General features: G+C 39.9%; 17 protein-coding genes. 8 read left to right on the forward strand and 9 right to left on the reverse strand.

What is annotated here, in order from left to right; translation table 11 throughout:
* Positions 1–32 precede the first annotated feature (32 nt).
* Positions 33–713, forward strand: a complete 681-nt coding sequence (locus AAGD37_RS00595) for a uracil-DNA glycosylase (RefSeq protein ID WP_341760360.1) — start codon at positions 33–35, stop codon at positions 711–713.
* Positions 714–843: 130 nt separating this feature from the next.
* The gene (locus AAGD37_RS00600) at positions 844–2,100 is read left to right on the forward strand and encodes an MFS transporter (RefSeq protein ID WP_341760361.1); all 1,257 of its coding nucleotides are present in this window, start codon (positions 844–846) and stop codon (positions 2,098–2,100) included.
* A 92-nt stretch (positions 2,101–2,192) separates the two neighbouring features.
* Here AAGD37_RS00600 and thiD read toward each other — a convergent pair whose 3' ends face one another.
* The 6 genes from thiD to sdhC are packed head-to-tail and all read right to left on the reverse strand — an operon-like array spanning position 2,193 to position 7,121.
* Positions 2,193–3,005, reverse strand: a complete 813-nt coding sequence (thiD, locus tag AAGD37_RS00605; RefSeq protein ID WP_341760362.1) for a bifunctional hydroxymethylpyrimidine kinase/phosphomethylpyrimidine kinase — start codon at positions 3,003–3,005, stop codon at positions 2,193–2,195.
* Positions 3,002–3,664: a thiamine phosphate synthase gene (thiE, locus tag AAGD37_RS00610; protein ID WP_341760363.1), complete on the reverse strand. Its 663-nt coding sequence runs from the start codon at positions 3,662–3,664 to the stop codon at positions 3,002–3,004. Before thiE ends, thiD begins: the two co-directional genes overlap by 4 nt.
* On the reverse strand, positions 3,661–4,431 hold the full coding sequence (locus AAGD37_RS00615) for a hydroxyethylthiazole kinase (RefSeq protein WP_341760364.1): 771 nt from the start codon (positions 4,429–4,431) through the stop codon (positions 3,661–3,663). Before AAGD37_RS00615 ends, thiE begins: the two co-directional genes overlap by 4 nt.
* A gap of 45 nt (positions 4,432–4,476) precedes the next feature.
* Positions 4,477–6,315, reverse strand: coding sequence for a succinate dehydrogenase flavoprotein subunit (sdhA, locus tag AAGD37_RS00620; RefSeq protein WP_424945448.1), 1,839 nt, complete (start codon positions 6,313–6,315; stop codon positions 4,477–4,479).
* A gap of 6 nt (positions 6,316–6,321) precedes the next feature.
* Positions 6,322–6,663 (reverse strand): succinate dehydrogenase, hydrophobic membrane anchor protein, encoded by a 342-nt coding sequence (gene sdhD, locus AAGD37_RS00625; RefSeq protein ID WP_341760365.1) that lies wholly within the window; start codon positions 6,661–6,663, stop codon positions 6,322–6,324.
* 32 nt (positions 6,664–6,695) lie between these two features.
* Positions 6,696–7,121 (reverse strand): succinate dehydrogenase, cytochrome b556 subunit, encoded by a 426-nt coding sequence (sdhC, locus tag AAGD37_RS00630; RefSeq protein WP_341760366.1) that lies wholly within the window; start codon positions 7,119–7,121, stop codon positions 6,696–6,698.
* A 310-nt stretch (positions 7,122–7,431) separates the two neighbouring features.
* Here sdhC and AAGD37_RS00635 point away from each other — a divergent pair, with 310 nt between their 5' ends.
* Positions 7,432–8,061 (forward strand): Smr/MutS family protein, encoded by a 630-nt coding sequence (locus AAGD37_RS00635; protein WP_341760367.1) that lies wholly within the window; start codon positions 7,432–7,434, stop codon positions 8,059–8,061.
* A gap of 40 nt (positions 8,062–8,101) precedes the next feature.
* Here the strand turns inward: AAGD37_RS00635 and AAGD37_RS00640 are convergent, their stop codons facing one another.
* The 3 genes from AAGD37_RS00640 to hslV all read right to left on the reverse strand — a co-directional run bounded on the left by AAGD37_RS00640 (position 8,102) and on the right by hslV (position 11,250).
* The gene (locus AAGD37_RS00640; RefSeq protein ID WP_341760368.1) at positions 8,102–9,073 is read right to left on the reverse strand and encodes a DUF1402 family protein; all 972 of its coding nucleotides are present in this window, start codon (positions 9,071–9,073) and stop codon (positions 8,102–8,104) included.
* A 63-nt stretch (positions 9,074–9,136) separates the two neighbouring features.
* A complete protein-coding gene (gene hslU, locus AAGD37_RS00645; protein ID WP_341760369.1) occupies positions 9,137–10,444 on the reverse strand; it encodes an ATP-dependent protease ATPase subunit HslU in 1,308 nt (435 codons plus the stop codon).
* Between the two features lie 296 nt (positions 10,445–10,740).
* Positions 10,741–11,250 carry an ATP-dependent protease subunit HslV gene (hslV, locus tag AAGD37_RS00650; RefSeq protein ID WP_341760623.1) on the reverse strand — a complete coding sequence of 170 codons (510 nt, stop codon included), beginning with the start codon at positions 11,248–11,250 and terminating at the stop codon, positions 10,741–10,743.
* 875 nt (positions 11,251–12,125) lie between these two features.
* Here hslV and coaA point away from each other — a divergent pair.
* The 5 genes from coaA to murJ all read left to right on the forward strand — a co-directional run bounded on the left by coaA (position 12,126) and on the right by murJ (position 17,475).
* Entirely contained in the window at positions 12,126–13,088 is a 963-nt protein-coding gene (gene coaA / locus AAGD37_RS00655; RefSeq protein WP_341760370.1) for a type I pantothenate kinase, read from the forward strand.
* Between the two features lie 217 nt (positions 13,089–13,305).
* The gene (locus tag AAGD37_RS00660; RefSeq protein WP_341760371.1) at positions 13,306–14,388 is read left to right on the forward strand and encodes a nucleotidyltransferase domain-containing protein; all 1,083 of its coding nucleotides are present in this window, start codon (positions 13,306–13,308) and stop codon (positions 14,386–14,388) included.
* Positions 14,389–14,676: 288 nt separating this feature from the next.
* A complete protein-coding gene (locus AAGD37_RS00665; protein WP_341760372.1) occupies positions 14,677–15,030 on the forward strand; it encodes a hypothetical protein in 354 nt (117 codons plus the stop codon).
* Positions 15,031–15,331: 301 nt separating this feature from the next.
* Entirely contained in the window at positions 15,332–15,865 is a 534-nt protein-coding gene (locus AAGD37_RS00670; RefSeq protein WP_341760373.1) for a hypothetical protein, read from the forward strand.
* Between the two features lie 47 nt (positions 15,866–15,912).
* Positions 15,913–17,475, forward strand: a complete 1,563-nt coding sequence (gene murJ / locus AAGD37_RS00675) for a murein biosynthesis integral membrane protein MurJ (RefSeq protein WP_341760374.1) — start codon at positions 15,913–15,915, stop codon at positions 17,473–17,475.
* Positions 17,476–17,513 lie beyond the last annotated feature (38 nt).

Here is a 17,513-nt window from a genome sequence, read left to right on the forward strand (position 1 = left end):
TTAACGAGCCATCAAGAGAATTACAAAAGACAATGCACGTCAGAGACAAGTCCCCTCAATTAGGAAAAACTAAATATGCTTTATCACCGACGGATCAAGATGCTTTGCTCAACGCAAGAGAATCGGCTCATGATTCAGTAACACTTAAGGATCTTCAGCAAAGAATTTCTGATTTTACTGGCTGTAATCTGAAGTCTACGGCTCTCTCGACTGTTTTTTCTGATGGAACACCTGGCTCACGTGTTATGCTTATTGGAGAAGCCCCTGGTCGAGAGGAAGATGAACAAGGCCTTCCATTTGTTGGACGGTCCGGACAACTGTTAAACAAAATGTTAGCATCCATAAACCTTCAAAGAACAGATGTCTATCTTTCTAATATAGTGCCGTGGCGTCCACCCGGCAATCGAGCTCCAACGCCTATCGAAATAGAAATCTGTCGCCCTTTCATTGAACGCCATATTGAACTAGCCCACCCCAAATTTCTAGTATTGTTAGGAGGGTCATCGGCAAAAACTCTGTTAAAAACTTCTAACGGTATCATGAGCTTAAGAGGGAAGTGGCGCTCAATTGAGATTGCAGGACGTCTCATCCCTGCTATACCCTTATTGCACCCAGCCTATCTCTTGCGGCAACCGTCTCAAAAGAGATTAGCTTGGCAAGATCTTTTAAAAATAAAAAAAAATCTGGATATCGAAGATGGAAGTCAGACGTAATAGACAGGACATGTCGCATTTTCCTCTAGGCAACATTCTAATTCTTAGATATTGAGCGTATATGATTTAGTAATATCTAACGTACCGGGATATCTGAATCTCTCCCATTAATTTTGTGACTGGAAATGCTGTGGTGAATCAGATCGTTCCGATATTCGCTATGCTGGGTAGCATGGTTTTTCTTATGCTCGGCGGTGGATTGCACTCAGTTATTATCCCGATCCGTGGTCAGATAGAGGGATTTTCTACATTTGAACTAAGTTCGATCTGCAGTGGATGGGCAGTGGGTTTCACCCTCGGTTGTGTTATTGTACCTCATCTAGTACATCGTACTGGCCATTTTAAAACATTCAGCATTCTGACAGCTTTATTGTCAATAAATATTCTACTGAACGCTATGGTTATAGATTTTCTGTTTTGGATTATGTTGCGTGCGATTTCAGGATTCTGTTTTTCTGGCTGTTATATGGTTGCCGAAAGCTGGCTAAACGAGAGAGTCAATAACAAAAATCGGGGTAGTATCTTTTCGCTCTATATGATAGCTACCCAGACTGCAATGATGGGAGGACAGTATTTACTAGTGATTGCTGATCCTAAAAGCGAGATACTTTTCATGATCGGTGCGATACTGTTTGCTGTTGCGGTTTTGCCAACAGCTGTCTCAAAAGCACAATCACCAGCTCCTCTTGTTCATGTCAGTCTTGACTTACGTAAACTCTTTTGTAACTCTCCCTCTGCTGTTGTTGGAGCCATATTGAGTGGTATTATTTCTTCAGCATGGGGAAATTTTGCACCCATTTTTGGGTACCTTAACGGGTTTTCAAACGCCCGTATTGCAACGTTGCTTTCAGCTGCAATGATAGGCAGTATTCTCTTTCAATATCCTATCGGAAAACTATCAGACGTCATAGATAGACGTTACGTGATGGTATTTTCTGGTCTTACTGGCATTGCATTTGGATTGTTGATGACAATGTTATCTCAAAAAGAACAATTCGATATGATATTTTTTCTTTCTGTCATTGGATATGGCGCTGTGATCTATTCAGTTTACTCACTTGTTGTGGCACACGCTAACGATTTTGCCAATCAAAAAGACTTTTTTGAGATATCAAACGGCCTTCTGATCCTTTATGGATTTGGGGCCATGGTTGGACCCCTTTTTACAGCACAGATGATAAACATGACAGGGCCATCTGGTATTTTTACGACTACCACAATTGCTCATTTAGCCTTCGCATCTTATACGATTTACCGTACATATCGTCGGGTAAAACCCAATAAGGATGAGCTCATTCATCTCTCTGAACCCGTTAGCGAAGAGTCTTTACCTGAAAAGAAGAACAGTTTTCCATCTATGCCAACTGCAATTACAGTTAAAAGATAAAAGCCTAACCCAGGAAAAAGTCAAAAATATAAAATATGATATCAATAACTATAAATCATTCACTTCTATCTCTTTATATGTTGTCATGAAATTTATCCTTCTTGAGGCCAAAGGTGGTGAAAATGATGAACTGGACCCGAACCTAACCCCACATCAAGTTTTTTAGAATGCTGAATAGCTTGTGAAAGCCAAGCTTTTGAAGAAAAAATAGCATCTTCTAAACCATCACCATGAGCAAGACGAGCTGCAATTGCTGACGATAGCGAACAACCGGTCCCATGGGTATTTTGATTGAAAATAAAGGGCGAAGAGTACCAGACAGACTTTCCATTAGCCGTCAGAAGAAAATCCTTTGCTTCTTCGGTTTGGGCATGTCCACCTTTTATGAGAACAGACTGGGGCCCCATATCAATAATAGCAGTTGCTTGACGTTCAATCGAATCATCATCGATAGCGATCTCTTCATCTAATAAGTGTGCTGCCTCATAGAGATTTGGCGTTACGAGAGTCGCCTGTGGAAAGAGGTCATTAACTAAAGAGCCTATCGCTTCTTCAGGTAGAAGGATATCGCCACTTTTTGCTATCATCACCGGATCCAGGACAATATCACCACTGTGATAGGACTTCAAACTTTCGGCCACTGTCATAATTATTGAAGGCCGATACAGCATGCCAATTTTCACAGAATTGATCGTTATATCCTCAAAAACAGCATTCATCTGTGACTTCACAAAATCAGCGGGGATATCGTGAATAGCTGTTATCCTTCGAGTATTTTGTGCGGTTAGAGCGGTGAGGACAGAAGCACCATAAACTCCCATCGCTGAAAATGATTTGAGATCCGCTTGAATTCCTGCCCCCCCCCCCGAATCAGAAGCAGCAATGGTCAATGCTTTAGGGATCATTTACCTTCACCTTCCTTCTTTTGCTTATCTATTATTAACTTCAAGCTAACCGTTGCTTGCCTGACTTGATCTTCCATAAAAATTGATGAAATAACAGAGATCCCATCTGCACCATTGGCAATCAACGCGCCAGCATTTCTTCTGTCAATGCCTGCAATCGCACCAATCGGTAATTGGGGATTTCTATTTCGTAAAATATCCGCTATCTCTCGCCATCCTTCCAGACCTATTGGCGTGATATTATCCTTAGAGGGTGTATCGTATACACTTCCAATGCAGGCGTAGTTGATTATTTCCAATGGAGCTTGACTAGCATGATGATGTGTTTTGATGGTCAAACCAACAATAGCATTATTCCCAATGAGTAGACGAATATCAGCAGGAGACATATCATCTGGACCTACATGAACACCATCCGCGCCTGAATCTAGTACCAGATCGACACGATCATTGATAAGAAAGGGTATGTTATAAGGTTCCAAGGCTCTTTTGATCCGATAGGCATTGTTCATAAAAATAGCTGTATCAGCATATTTATCACGGTATTGGATCATTGTAGCCCCTCCAATAGCCGCTTCGACGGCTATTTCTGATAGTACTCGTCTGCAGGACCGTGTTGGATCTAAAATTGCGTAAAGTAAAATATTACACGGTTTCATAAAATTTTTATTCGGTCTCTAATTTGTGATTCATTGACTGTTGCAAGTTTATCAATGAGAGCCACTGAAAAACTACCAGGACCTTCAGATGTTTCGGCAGCGATTTCACCGGCTATATTAAGCCAAGTGATTCCGGCAACTGCTGCTAGCTTATAATCAGTCTCAACAGATGCTACGGCAATCAAGACTGCAGTCAAAGCACAGCCTACTGCTGTGACTCGTTCCATCGTTGCAGTTCCGTTACCTAAACGTAGCATAGAATGATTATTCGCAATGCGATCTTCAAGACCTGTAACAGCAAATATTGTATTGTTAAGAGACGCTTGCTCTTGTACCGAAAGATCAGTGCACGGTTCACCTGTCACGGCTTCAAATTCCTTAGCATTGAGACGGATAATGGTTGGAGAATGAGCGATTAAGTAACGAGCCAATTGAAATCGCTCATGAGAAACCTCAACAAATACTGGATCGAGAGCCCAAGGTTTACTTAGTTTTTGAGCGATATAGGCAGCATTTTTAATAGACTGCTTCTGTTGGGCATTGATTGTTCCTAAATTAATCAGTACACCCCTAGATATTCTTACAAAATCTTCAATTTCAGAAATTGCAGTTGTCATTGATGGCAAAGCACCAATAGCGAGTAAAACATTGGCTGTAAAAGACTGAGCAACGTAATTGGTAATGCAGTGAATATGGGGACGTTCTCTACGAACTTTATCAATAGAAAATACGATTCGTTCTATATTAGACTGATGATGCAAAGGCAAAAATACATCTCCTCTATATTATAAGCTCATCATCTCAAGAATTATCTAATACACACGTAATTTGGGTTTTATATAACTCACTTCGCCACTCAGTGTTTCTGTATGTACAGGACGAGTATCAAGTGTGACAGATTTTTTGTCTATATTGACAAAAGCTAGAGTGTGATGCATCCAGTTTTTATCGTCCCGTTCAGGATAATTTTCATGGGCATGAGCTCCACGAGATTCCTTTCTATTTTGTGCAGAATCCATCGTGACAACAGCCTGTGAGATCAAATTATCAAATTCAAGTGTTTCGATTAAATCCGTATTCCAAATCATACCGGTATCGTTGACAGCAGCAATGTCTCCACACTTTTTCCAGACCTCATGAATTTTTTTGTGTCCTTTATCAAGAATTTCGGAGGTTCGGAAAACACCACAGTTCGATTGCATGGTGATCTGCATCTCGTTCCGTAACTTTGCTGTAGGCGTATGGCCACTTGCGTAGCGAAAATAGTCAAGACGAGCTATTGCCAAATCACTAGCATTAGCTGGGAGCGGTCCATGATTGATACCAGGTTTAATTGTTTCCGCACATCGGATACCTGCAGCGCGACCAAAAACCAACAAATCAATGAGAGAATTGGAACCAAGACGGTTTGCACCATGAACAGAAACACAGGCAGCCTCCCCTACAGCCATCAAACCAGGAACTACACAATCTGGATTACCATCAACTTTGGTTAACACTTCCCCATGATAATTGGTCGGTATACCACCCATATTATAATGAACGGTTGGAATCACAGGAATAGGATCTCTAGTAATATCAACACCAGCAAAAATACGGGCTGATTCTGAAATACCAGGTAAGCGTTCAGTTATCAGCTTATGATCAAGGTGATCCAGGCGAAGGTGAAGATGATCTCTTTGTGATCCTAATCCTCGACCTTCACGAATTTCCATTGTCATAGAGCGAGAAACTACATCACGAGAAGCGAGATCTTTCGCAGAAGGAGCATAGCGTTCCATAAACCGTTCGCCTTGTGAATTGACCAAATAACCGCCTTCTCCACGTGAACCTTCTGTAACAAGACAACCCGAACCATAGATGCCAGTAGGGTGAAACTGAACAAATTCCATATCCTGAAGTGGTAACCCAGCACGCAAAACCATAGCGTTGCCATCACCAGTGCAAGTGTGAGCTGATGTACAGGAGAAATAAGCACGCCCATAACCGCCAGTTGCTAAAATCACTTTATGAGAACGAAAAGAATGCAGTTTTCCAGTTGCTAAATCGATTGCAATAACTCCTCGACAACAACCATTTTCCATAATTAGATCGATCGCAAAATATTCTATATAAAATTCCGTATTATATTTCAAGCTTTGGCCATACAGTGTCTGTAGCATAGCATGGCCTGTCCGATCGGCAGCCGAACAGGTCCGTTGGGCTGGTGGTCCTTCACCAAATTCTGTGGTCATACCACCAAATGGACGTTGATATATTTTTCCCTCTTTGGTACGAGAAAAGGGAACTCCGAAGTGGTCAAGTTCATAAACAGCATTGGGAGCTTCACGGCAGAGATATTCGATAGCGTCTTGATCACCAAGCCAGTCAGAACCCTTGACTGTATCATACATGTGCCATTGCCAGTTATCTGCCCCCATATTCCCTAAAGATGCAGCAATCCCTCCCTGAGCAGCGACTGTATGAGAGCGGGTAGGGAAGACTTTAGTGATGCAGGCTGTTTTCAATCCCGCTTGAGCTGCACTGAGTGTTGCGCGCAAACCAGAACCACCTGCACCAATAACGCATATATCTATCGTATGATCAACAATAGAATAGGAAGTATTAGACGGTGGTTTTTTATCTTTCCGCGATTTGATTGGTCTAGACACAGATCATTAACCTTCAAAAGTGAGTCTTACCATTGCCAAGCTGCCAGAAAAGGCTAAAATAATACAGAATGAGATATTTAAAACGGTCAAAAGTTTCCTTATATAACCATGAACGTAATCCTCAATAATAATCTGCATCCCAAGCTTCATGTGGTAGATGCTAGAGCCAAGAAACAGCAGCATCAAGAAAGTAACTAAAGGCTGAGAAAGGTAAGAGACTGTTTGTTCGTAACTCGCACCATTTAACCTAATAAGAGTCAATAGAAAAAATAGAATCAAGGGAACATTAGCTATAGCTGTCAGACGCTGACGGCAAAAATGCCCTGTTCCTCCTTTAGTTAACCACATCCTAGAACCTCATGAAAAATCGGATTGTGTATTCATAGACCAAAACCAGTGATTCTAGCATCAGATAGAACCCAGACTAAAGTAGTCAATGCTATGGATGTAGGAATATGTAACCTTGCCACTTTTGTACTAACACTCCTTCCTAGTGCAACACCCGTATCTTGTATTAGATGTTTGATACCACCAATCATGTGATGAATCAAAGTCCAACTGTATATAAATAAGATAAACTGACCAATCAAGGAGCAGAAAAACCCATTAGCAGTCTTAAATAAAGAGGGCCCACTGGCCACAGCCACAATCCAAGAAACTATAAACGGTGCACTAAAATATAGAGCCACCCCTGTTATACGGTGGAGAATCGACATCACCATAGTGGGAATAGGTTTATAAACTGATAGATGAGGAGAAAGCGGTTGCTCTCTTACTGACTGATTTCTGCCAGATAAAGCTGTCATTGGAGTTCCTATTTCCCTTCTCAATTCGCTCACTGGCAAGAGGTCAAAGCCCAATCAGAAAGCTTCTTGAATTAAAGAAAAAATTATACTCAGTAAAAACAAAATTAACCACAGGAATTTAAAATAAATAGTTTTCAATCAGTGTGGATCATTCACTTTAATTATGACTCTTATTGGAAATAACTGCGAAGGATCTGAGTCAAGTCTTGTTCTTTGATCTCCAATTTTCAGATATTCACAATTAGACTTCATGTTAAGATGTGTTATTGTATTAAAGCATCTGCATATTTTATAGTCAGTTCAGCAAGATATGGTTAAACGTGAATTAACAGATCAGGAATATCATCTGTGGAAACAGATCACGGATACTACAACGTCTTTGAAAACTAGAGAATCAAATTGTTATTTAATGGATGATATGACAGCCTTGCTGAAAGAAAAAGAAATAATGGTCAAATCGTCCCTTGCGATCAGAAGAACAGAACAATCATGGCAAGCGAATCAAATCCAAAATCAAAAGAATAAAGAAAAACAGAAGCCAAATTATTATTGCTCTAAAGATCATGACTTTATTGAGAGATCGATCCTTCGCAAAATTTCTAAAGGTCACATATCAATAAATGCACGTCTAGATTTACATGGTATGACACAAGAAGATGCGAAAAATGCACTTCATAGTTTTTTGATAAACGCCCAAAAATGTAATCATCATTTCGTTCTTGTGATTACAGGTACAGGTAAAGGGCGTCTCGGTTCAGGCATTTTGCGTCAAATGGTGCCAATCTGGCTCAACCTTAAGTCATTTTTACCAATTGTGAATGGCTACAAAAATGCCCATTCTTGTCATGGTGGTCAAGGAGCATTCTATGTTCGGATTCGTCGGCATAAGCTATTACCTAAGGTAGAAAGCATCCTGTCTGATCGAATTCAAACCAATTAACAGAAATTCATTTTTTATTCTCCTGAAACAGGGAAAGCGTTCATAGTAAAGATCGTAGTTCATCTTCTTTTTCATTAATGAACCAGCCATAATAATTTTCTTGTGGCAACCGTGTTCTCGAACCAGAAGACCTCTTTCCACGATTGTGTTTGCGTAATTCTTGAGCTCGTACTGTAACATTTCCTAAATTGTAGAGTGTTGCTGTAAGTCCTGGATTGTGAGAAATATCGAAGGCTGCTATGTCACGATAAACATCGATGGAATGGCGTAGTATAGCTGCCATATAAAGGAGTGTAGAATCTGGATTGATGATTGTATTGTAGATTCTTGGGGCCTGATCTACAGATAACTGAGGTTCTTGAGGTGAACGAGAACGCACTAAATCGTTCACTTTTAGTGCAGTAAGAGGATTCAGTTGACCTAACCCGAATGTTTGACCAGCAAAAAAAGGCCGAAAAAAAACTCGGCTAAACGATTCATCTGGCCAGATTTCACCATCTATAGTTTTACCTCGGTAATTTTGATTCCAGACGATTTCCCGACAAGTCCACAAATCATAGTTTCTTTGATATTTAAGGCATTTTTTAAAAGATGGCCGAGTAATAAATTTACTAATAAGAATATTTTTATGTCTAAAAGAAAGATTCTGATTCAGATATGCTAACGCTTTGACATAATAGCTTTGAAGATGATCTCTTGCATCAACATTGTAAGTATGTTCACCGACTAAAGCACCAATTATATGAATTGGATCAAGATCATATATACATGAGACTTTTTTGATCTTAGATATTAGCTGTTTTTCTTTGGCGAGGAGATGTCTTATTTTTTTATATTTGCTCTCAAAAGTAACTCCACTTAACCGAGTTCTCTTATATGAACCAGATGGTATTGGGGGCTGTTGGACATTACGATTTCCTGGTAATACAACGATCTCAGTATTCTCTGCACCTAATTCTGTAGAAAAGGGAATCAGAAAAAGAAAAGCAGAAAAAATAAAAAAATGAGGCATTATGTAAAGAACGAACGATGCTATCTCGATCAATCAAAATGCCAAGAAGAATAAACTAAACATTTACAAAACGTAACGTGATAAATCAGTATTTTGTGCTAGATCACCGAGATTGCTACGAACATAATCAGCGGTTATCTTAATACATTCTCCTCCTTTATCTGGGGCATCAAATGAAAGCTTATCTAGAACCTTTTCCATAACCGTTTGCAACCGGCGTGCACCGATATTTTCAATTGCTGAATTCAAACTGACAGCAATATCAGCCAGAGCATCAATTGCTTCCTCAGTAAAACTCAGAGTCAGATCTTCTGTTCCCATCAAGGCCACATATTGCTTAATCAGACTCGCTTCAGTTTCTGTAAGAATCCGTATAAAATCCTCTTTGGTTAGGGCACGCAACTCCACACGAATAGGGAGGCGACCCTGAAGTTCTGGTAATAAATCAGAAGGTTTGGAGACATGGAAAGCACCTGAGGCAACAAACAAAATGTGATCAGTTTTCACTGCTCCATGTTTAGTTGCTACTGTCGTACCTTCGACGAGAGGCAGAAGGTCACGTTGAACACCTTCGCGTGAGACTGAACCCCCACGCACATTTTCAGAAATCGCAATTTTATCAATTTCATCAATAAATACGATACCGTTATTTTCAGTACTTTCTATCGCCTCTGAAATTAACTGTTCATCATCGAGCAGCTTATCAGATTCTTCATTGATTAAGATTTCATAAGATTTTTTAACTGAAGCTTTGTGTTTTTTTGTTTTCCCTCCCATGGCTTTAGACATCATTTCACCAAGATCAATCATACCGACTGATCCGCCTGGCATTCCAGGTATGTCAATGCCTCCTACAGGAGACCCTGTATCGGTAATTTCGATCTCAATTTCTTTGTGATCAAGTTCGCCGTCACGAAATTGCTTGATGGCGATCGAACGGGTAGAAGGGGTTGCATCAGCTCCGAGCACCGCATCGAGTACACGATTTTCTGCTGCATAGCGGGCTTTTGCTTTAACTTGTTCTCGTTTCTTTTCTCGAACCAACCCAATTGCAATCTCAATGAGATCACGAATAATTTGTTCAACATCACGACCGACATAACCAACTTCTGTAAATTTTGTTGCTTCAATTTTAATGAAAGGAGCTTGTGCGAGCTTAGCCAAACGGCGTGAAATTTCTGTTTTTCCAACACCGGTAGGCCCGATCATCAAAATATTTTTTGGCATAACCTCTTCCTTCATTGGACTTTCCAACTGCTGTCTACGCCAGCGATTACGCATGGCAACAGCTACGGCACGCTTAGCACCGTTTTGTCCAATAATGAAACGGTCAAGTTCGGATACGATTTCGCGAGGGGAAAAATTCGTCATATTCTTACCATTAAGTAATTTTTCATCAGAAGTAGGCTACCCTAGTGTAGTTATGTACAGAACCCATATCATACCCATACCAATGCACAATCAATCATTAGAGTCAGAAAGCATGCTTTCCTTTTTTTTGATATCAATAATATCATGCAGCACCTAGCCGAGTTAAAGAAGGATAGTTACCAAAATAACAAAAAGAATGACAGAAAAAAAAAGAGACAAAAAGAGACAAAAGATAACCTTTCCATTTTTTTCTTCAGTATGCAAGTCGATCTGTAAATTCTCATCATACAATAAGATTATGTTTCAATCAGCGTTTCGATGATTAGATTATTATTAGTATAAACACATATATCAGCGGCTATAGACATCGCTTTTTTTGCAATATTTTCGGCATCCTCATCTGTATCGTAGAGTGCACGCGAGGCAGCTAGCGCATAATTGCCACCGGAACCAATCGCCATGATTCCACCTTCAGGTTCAAACACATCGCCCGCTCCAGTTAAGCAAAGGCTTACTTTTTTGTCACTGACTAGCATCATCGCTTCTAATCTTCTTAAATAACGGTCTGTCCTCCAATCTTTAGCAAGCTCTACACAGGCACGCATTAGTTGACCAGAATATTGTTCTAGCTTAGTTTCCAATCGTTCCAAAAGTGTAAAAGCATCAGCCGTCGATCCTGCAAATCCACAAATCACATCACCCTTACCGAGGCTTCGTACTTTTCGAGAATTTGACTTGATAATAGTCTGTCCGATCGATGCTTGGCCATCACCAGCAATTACCACTTTACCCCCTTTTCGCACCATAATGATAGTCGTCGAATGAATCGAAAAAGAACCATTGTTTTCCTGTGTTTGCTTCAAGGATGAACTCCAAACTACTTAGATTAGTTAATCGTAATAAATTATTGACTGATTTCTGCTTTGGCTTTGATAGCGGAATTCAAAACAGGTAGCAATTCAACTCATCTAGATTAGTTAAAAATATCATACTGGAAAGTAGAAAAATTGTTTATAAGTTTTTGATCAAACGAAATTTAAACAATGGACTGAATGGTTCAAAGTAAATCCTGTTTAAAAAGGTGCCAGGAGCGATATAATCTGTCGTCTCAAAGCGATCTTAGAGAGCAACACAAATGGTAGAAGATTGCTAAATTATTTTAGGAAAAGCTTTAAACAAAGCACTAGGTAATCAACTCGGTATTTATGTCAGGCCTCGATGCTTTGCCAGAGATGATTTCTGTTCTCAACAGGAAAGTGATAGAATCCAAGACTCCTTTTCTTAGAAAATGGCCCGTCGGGGCATAGAAAAAATAATTGTGAAGGTCTAGGATGAATTACAGTTGACGTAGTTGCCATGATCAAAATTCCTCATATTAGCTAGAACACATTTGGCAACAAACATTGTCTTGAGCTCAACAAAGTTCAATGCCGATTATTGCATCTAGAGGGTTGGCGTTGGCATCTATAAAAGATATAGAAAGGCTGACTATATTGGATTCAAAGATACTAGCTGTGCTCTCGTATTAAAGCGTAGAGAGCTCTGAATCTGTTATGGAGTCAACCATGAGTATGAGTTTGAAAGTTCGTATTATTCCTTGTCTCGATGTCAAGGATGGCCGGCCTTGCTGAAAAAGACTCTCGTCAATTGCTAAAATAGTTCGGCCGTGGTGTTAGAAAGAATGAAGTGTAAGATCCAACAGAATGGGGCCTCACCCTCACCCTATCTGTTTTTTGATGCTCAGGAATGGGCGTCCTTTCGGGCCGATACACCACTTACCTTAACACAAGAAGAAGTTTACCGGCTACGGTCACTGAATGACCCCATTAATCTTGACGAAGTGCGTAATATTTATTTATCTTTATCACGTCTGCTAGCCTCACATGTAGAAGCTGCTTTGGGTTTATTTAAACAACGCAATCGTTTCCTGAACTTGAAAGACCAAAAAACACCTTTTATTATAGGCATTGCTGGTTCTGTCGCTGTCGGTAAATCAACAACAGCTCGTATTTTACGAGAATTGCTAACTCGCTGGCCAGCAAGTCCGAAAGTTGATTTGATTACGACAGATAGTTTTTTATATTCAAACGCTGTTTTGCGTAACAATAATTTGATGAATCGTAAAGGTTTTCCAGAAAGTTTTGATCGTCGTCGTATTCTTGAATTTCTTTCCCAGATTAAAGCTGGCCAGCGTCGAGTTAATGCACCAGTTTATTCCCATCTGATTTATGATATCATTCCTGATGAAGTGGTAACTATTGATCGTCCTGATATCCTTATTTTCGAAGGTATTAATGTTTTGCAGGTTAACGATTTGCCCAAAGCTGGCAATTCTGTTCCTTTTGTATCCGATTATTTCGATTTTTCGATCTACATAGATGCTGATGCCGAGAATATCGAGAGGTGGTATGTTGAGAGATTTATGCGATTGTACAAAACTGCATTCCGGAATTCGGAATCTTTTTTTCACCGTTATAGTGAATTTTCTCAAAGCGATGCTTGTACCATTGCTCTTGATCTTTGGCAACGTATTAATCTCGTTAATTTGAATGAAAATATATTACCGACTCGCTTAAGAGCTGATTTAGTCTTACATAAAGGGATTGATCATGCCGTTGATTGTGTTGGATTAAGACGTCTTTAAACTGAGTTCTTAACTCCCAACGCTGTCTTAGCGATGAAGATTGTTTTGAAAACTTAAGAATAGAGAGCGTAACAGAAGCCTCTGATCCTGATTAGAGGTAAAAACATAAAATCAGTTCCACTGAACTCTCAAAAAGAACCTGCTAGTCAATCTATTTTTGATCAACTATACAAAAACAGGATATACTTAAAGCATCAAATACAGGCAGTGTTAGTTAATGTCTAATGTTGATCTTCTATTCGGACTAGTTGATGGTGCCGATTTAAGGCAAAGTTTAAGATCAGTAGTAGCCAATAATAACCTTGATCATAATACTTCTTTTATCCGCTCTCAAGTACTGATGATTTTGAAAAAGGCCTCAACATCAGGACGTCAAAAAGCCGAAGCAATGTTATTGGCTGATGGGAAAGGTGCGGCCTGTGCAATAAGAATTGCTCACCTTCAGGATGAAATTATCCGGTGTCTTTATGATTTCGCTGCCTCTCATGTCTTTCCCAATCCTCAGTTATCCAATGATGAACGAATGGCGATTCTCACTGTTGGTGGTTATGGTCGTGGTACGTTAGCGCCCAGTTCTGACCTCGATTTGCTATTTCTATTACCCTATAAAGAAACGCTTTTTGTTCAAAAAATCATTGAATACATGCTCTATATGTTGTGGGATCTTGGCTATAAAGTGGGTTATGCAATACGAACATTAAGTGAGTCTATCAAACTGGCTTTAGATGATATGATGATTCGTACCGCTATCCTCGAAGGACGATACCTGTGTGGAGAGATGAAACTCTTCAAACAGCTTATTGATCGTTTTGATGATGAAGTTGTCTCTGGGACAGCTAAAGAATTCATTGCTTCCAAGCTAAATGAGCGGGATGTTAGACACGCTAAAGCAGGAAGTTCAAGTTATCTTGTTGAACCGAATGTAAAAAATGGAAAAGGAGGTTTGCGCGATCTTCATACACTTTTTTGGATCTCAAAATACTATTATCGAGTTCATACTTGGGCAGATTTGCAGAAAGAAGAGGTTTTTTCGGTCCCTGAATTTAGGCGTTTTACTAAAGCGCATGACTTTCTTTGGGCTGTTCGATGCCATTTGCACTTCTTGACTGGAAAAGCCCAAGAGCGACTTTCGTTTAACTTGCAGCCGATATTAGCTGAGCGTCTGGGCTATAAAAACCGTCCTGGTTTGATTCCTGTTGAACGATTTATGAACCATTATTTTTTGATTGCCAACGATGTTGGAGATCTAACTAGAATTTTGTGTGCGAGTCTTGAAGATGAACCCGCTCAAGAATCTTGATCTCGTCATCCTATTTTAGCATACGATTCGAGGGACTGATCAATTTTTTATATCAATAGTCTTCTTATTCCACTTGATTCGAATGTATTTAAGCGTGCTTCCCTAAACCTGATCAAAAAAGCTAGCAGAATAAAATCAGTTATTGTTTTACCTTAATGTTTTTCAATTGGCCCCTCGATCACTGAAATTCATTGAATTGACCAGACACTCCGTTAAGATCCAGATCTTACGGACTCCTTTGTCTCTATCTTAACTTCTCGTAGGAAACCGGAATCCACTCTGCATAAGATGAATGAGTGTGGTGTTTGGAGCCGATTTCTTCCAGAGTTTTGTAACATCGTAGCGATGATGCAGATGTACCATTATTATGATGAGCCTTTGTTAAGGTCTATTGGTATGTTATCACAACTTGAGCACGGAGAGGACTATGAAAAACACCCCCTTGCTAATCAAATAATGACCCCTCCACAGGATCGTACTGTATTTTATGTAGCTCTCATTGCTAAGGGAAAAGCAGTTGACCACTCGATTGCTAGAGCTGAACATCATCTTTTCCCGAGTCTTGGATTTCAACAATCACAAACAGAATTGGTCGCTTGTTGGTTAGTCGGCAATCATCTTTCATCTAATTTGCAGAAATGATGAAAAAGATAGATAGAATGAAAGCCCTGCTAACTATCTGTTGCAGGCCCTGCCCTGATACATGGAATCTGGAATGGATGAAAAGGTCAATTACTGAGACGAAACAGAGCCTGATCTGACTGGCACCCCTCCCCGTAATACCGTAATAAAAGGGGGATTAAAGTTCTTGAAGAATTAAGGAAAGAATTCTCAGATTGGTATGAAGAGGCCATTGCATCTGTTCTTAGCACTTCATCATGAAAATTACTTACTGACTATTCTACGTAATTCATTCGTGAGACTCATAGGTCTGGACGAACGTATGCGATACATATGGCGAAGCACAAAATTAAAGATTTCACCAGACCATTCCCGACTATTATCAACTATTACTGGATACTATATTGTTGTGAGAGCGACTATTATGAATGATCAGATATTTACCAAAAAAGATGGGAGAGCTGTTATCAAGCGGATCTTTGAAAGATCACTAGATGAGAAAAGACAAGCTCATAAAGGTGGCAAGATGATTCAAATTTCCAAACTTATAGAAAAACAGACAACTGCAAAGCAATGGATACAGGTTTTCTCGATTCCTTCCATGATTCAAATCAATAATCCATTGTCTGATTATTTCACCGTGATCGAAATAGAGTCTTTAGACAGGCCAGGTCTTTTGCTCCATATCATTAACACTATCGCTCATTTCTCGTTGGGTGAAAAAATGATCGATACATTTTATATTACTGATTGTTATAGAAAAAAAATAAAGAGTCCTCAGAAATTAGTTTCAATCCGATTGAAACTAATGGCGATGTTAGAGGGAATTCAAGACGAAGGATCATCGATAAAGTGACTTACGACTCATGGATAAAGGAAGTTAAAAATATAAAGACTCTCCGTATGAGCAATGGTCTTCTTAAAAAATTTGCCTCTGTTGGTAGTGCGACGATGACCAGCCGTATGCTTGGTTTCGTGCGTGAATCTATCGTTGCTTTGATATTGGGTACTGGGCCGGTTGCGGATGTTTTTTACACTTGCTTTCGCTTTCCTAATTTATTTCGCCGTTTATTTGCAGAAGGTGCTTTTAATATTGTCTTTATACCACTTTTTTCAAAAGAAGTAGAGAAAAGGGGACCGAAGGCTGCACAGCTCTTTGCGAATGAAATTTTTTCTGTTCTTACTACTTGGTTGTTCATAATAACTATTGTTGCTATCATTTTCATGCCATTTTTGGTGACTCATTTAGTAGCACCGGGTTTTAACAAGTGGCCGCATAAACTAGACTTATCTATAACGATGACACGCATAATGTTTCCTTACCTTTTTTGCATGTCGCTTGTTGCAATGTTTTCCGGTATTTTGAATGCATTGAGGTATTATTTTCTTACAGCTGCTGTCCCGATTCTGCTCAATATTATACTTATAGTTATTCTAACATATGCTCTGGTCTTTGATCTTGAGATGAAAACGACGGGATTGGCTATGGCGTGGGGTGTTTTTGTATCCGGTTTTACTCAACTTTTCATATTGGCTTTAGCCTTGTATCGTGAAGGTATGGGGCTGAGATTTTCACTGCCACGTTTAACACCGTCGGTAAAGCGATTCCTGGGATCTATGGGGCCAGGATTGCTGACCGGCGGTGTTTTACAAATTAACTTGATGATCGGAACGATCATTGCTACTGGCCAAGATGGTGGAACTGCTTTACTGAATTTTGCGGATAGGATCAATCAGTTTCCCTTAGGAGTGATAGGAGTTGCTGTTGGTGTTGTTTTATTGCCCGAATTATCGCGTGCGCTTCAGGCCGGTGACCAAAATGAAGTAGAAAATTTGCAAAATCGATCCTTGCAATTTGTATGGGCGCTCACTTTGCCGGCGACCGTTGGTCTCATTCTCTTACCAGATGAGATTGTAAGCCTACTTTATGAACGAGGAGCCTTTAATAGCATAGACAGGGAAAAAACCGCTCTAGCATTGGCAGCTTTTGCATCTGGCCTTCCTGCCTATGTCATGTTAAAGGTATTCCAGTCTGCTTCTTTTGCCCGTGAGGATATGAAAACGCCATTTGTTTATTCTGTTGTGATGGTGTTCTCAAATGTTGTTTTCAGTTTGGCTCTCTTTCCTCATTTGGGGCATGTAGCAGTTGCACTAGCAACATCTATGTCGGCGTGGATCAATTGTGTATTCTTATCCGGAACGCTTTGGTATCGGGGACATTTTAAACCTAATAGGATAACATTGAGACGGTTGGTCGTACTTTTTTTTTCAACTTTTGTCATGATCCATCCGGTTATTGCCTGTCGGAATGGGATGGAAGATTGGTTTCTTGGTTCCAAGATTTCTTTTCAACTTTTGGCAATCTCTGTCACCATCATTACAGCTATGACTAGCTTTTTGGGGGTGGCTTTTCTATTAGGTGGTCTTGATCGCTATCAATTTAATGTCCTTTTCAAAAAACGATGAAGAGAGATGTTTTCGAGGACGTCTATGGCCTGATCTTG

Origin of the sequence: Candidatus Endowatersipora endosymbiont of Watersipora subatra (genome assembly GCF_964026585.1) — a bacterium.
Lineage (GTDB): Bacteria > Pseudomonadota > Alphaproteobacteria > Rhizobiales > Rhizobiaceae > Pseudahrensia.

Bases quoted from the DNA above. Each gene is read 5' to 3' on its own strand.
- AAGD37_RS00640 (WP_341760368.1), bottom strand. From the start codon at position 9,073: ATGCCTCATTTTTTTATTTTTTCTGCTTTTCTTTTTCTGATTCCCTTT.
- hslV (WP_341760623.1), bottom strand. From the start codon at position 11,250: ATGGTGCGAAAAGGGGGTAAAGTGGTAATTGCTGGTGATGGCCAAGCA.
- sdhD (WP_341760365.1), bottom strand. From the start codon at position 6,663: ATGTGGTTAACTAAAGGAGGAACAGGGCATTTTTGCCGTCAGCGTCTG.
- AAGD37_RS00670 (WP_341760373.1), top strand. From the start codon at position 15,332: ATGCGATACATATGGCGAAGCACAAAATTAAAGATTTCACCAGACCAT.
- sdhC (WP_341760366.1), bottom strand. From the start codon at position 7,121: ATGACAGCTTTATCTGGCAGAAATCAGTCAGTAAGAGAGCAACCGCTT.
- AAGD37_RS00660 (WP_341760371.1), top strand. From the start codon at position 13,306: ATGTCTAATGTTGATCTTCTATTCGGACTAGTTGATGGTGCCGATTTA.
- thiE (WP_341760363.1), bottom strand. From the start codon at position 3,664: ATGAAACCGTGTAATATTTTACTTTACGCAATTTTAGATCCAACACGG.
- hslU (WP_341760369.1), bottom strand. From the start codon at position 10,444: ATGACGAATTTTTCCCCTCGCGAAATCGTATCCGAACTTGACCGTTTC.
- thiD (WP_341760362.1), bottom strand. From the start codon at position 3,005: ATGATCCCTAAAGCATTGACCATTGCTGCTTCTGATTCGGGGGGGGGG.
- AAGD37_RS00635 (WP_341760367.1), top strand. From the start codon at position 7,432: ATGGTTAAACGTGAATTAACAGATCAGGAATATCATCTGTGGAAACAG.
- AAGD37_RS00595 (WP_341760360.1), top strand. From the start codon at position 33: ATGCACGTCAGAGACAAGTCCCCTCAATTAGGAAAAACTAAATATGCT.
- murJ (WP_341760374.1), top strand. From the start codon at position 15,913: ATGAGCAATGGTCTTCTTAAAAAATTTGCCTCTGTTGGTAGTGCGACG.
- AAGD37_RS00665 (WP_341760372.1), top strand. From the start codon at position 14,677: ATGAATGAGTGTGGTGTTTGGAGCCGATTTCTTCCAGAGTTTTGTAAC.
- coaA (WP_341760370.1), top strand. From the start codon at position 12,126: ATGAAGTGTAAGATCCAACAGAATGGGGCCTCACCCTCACCCTATCTG.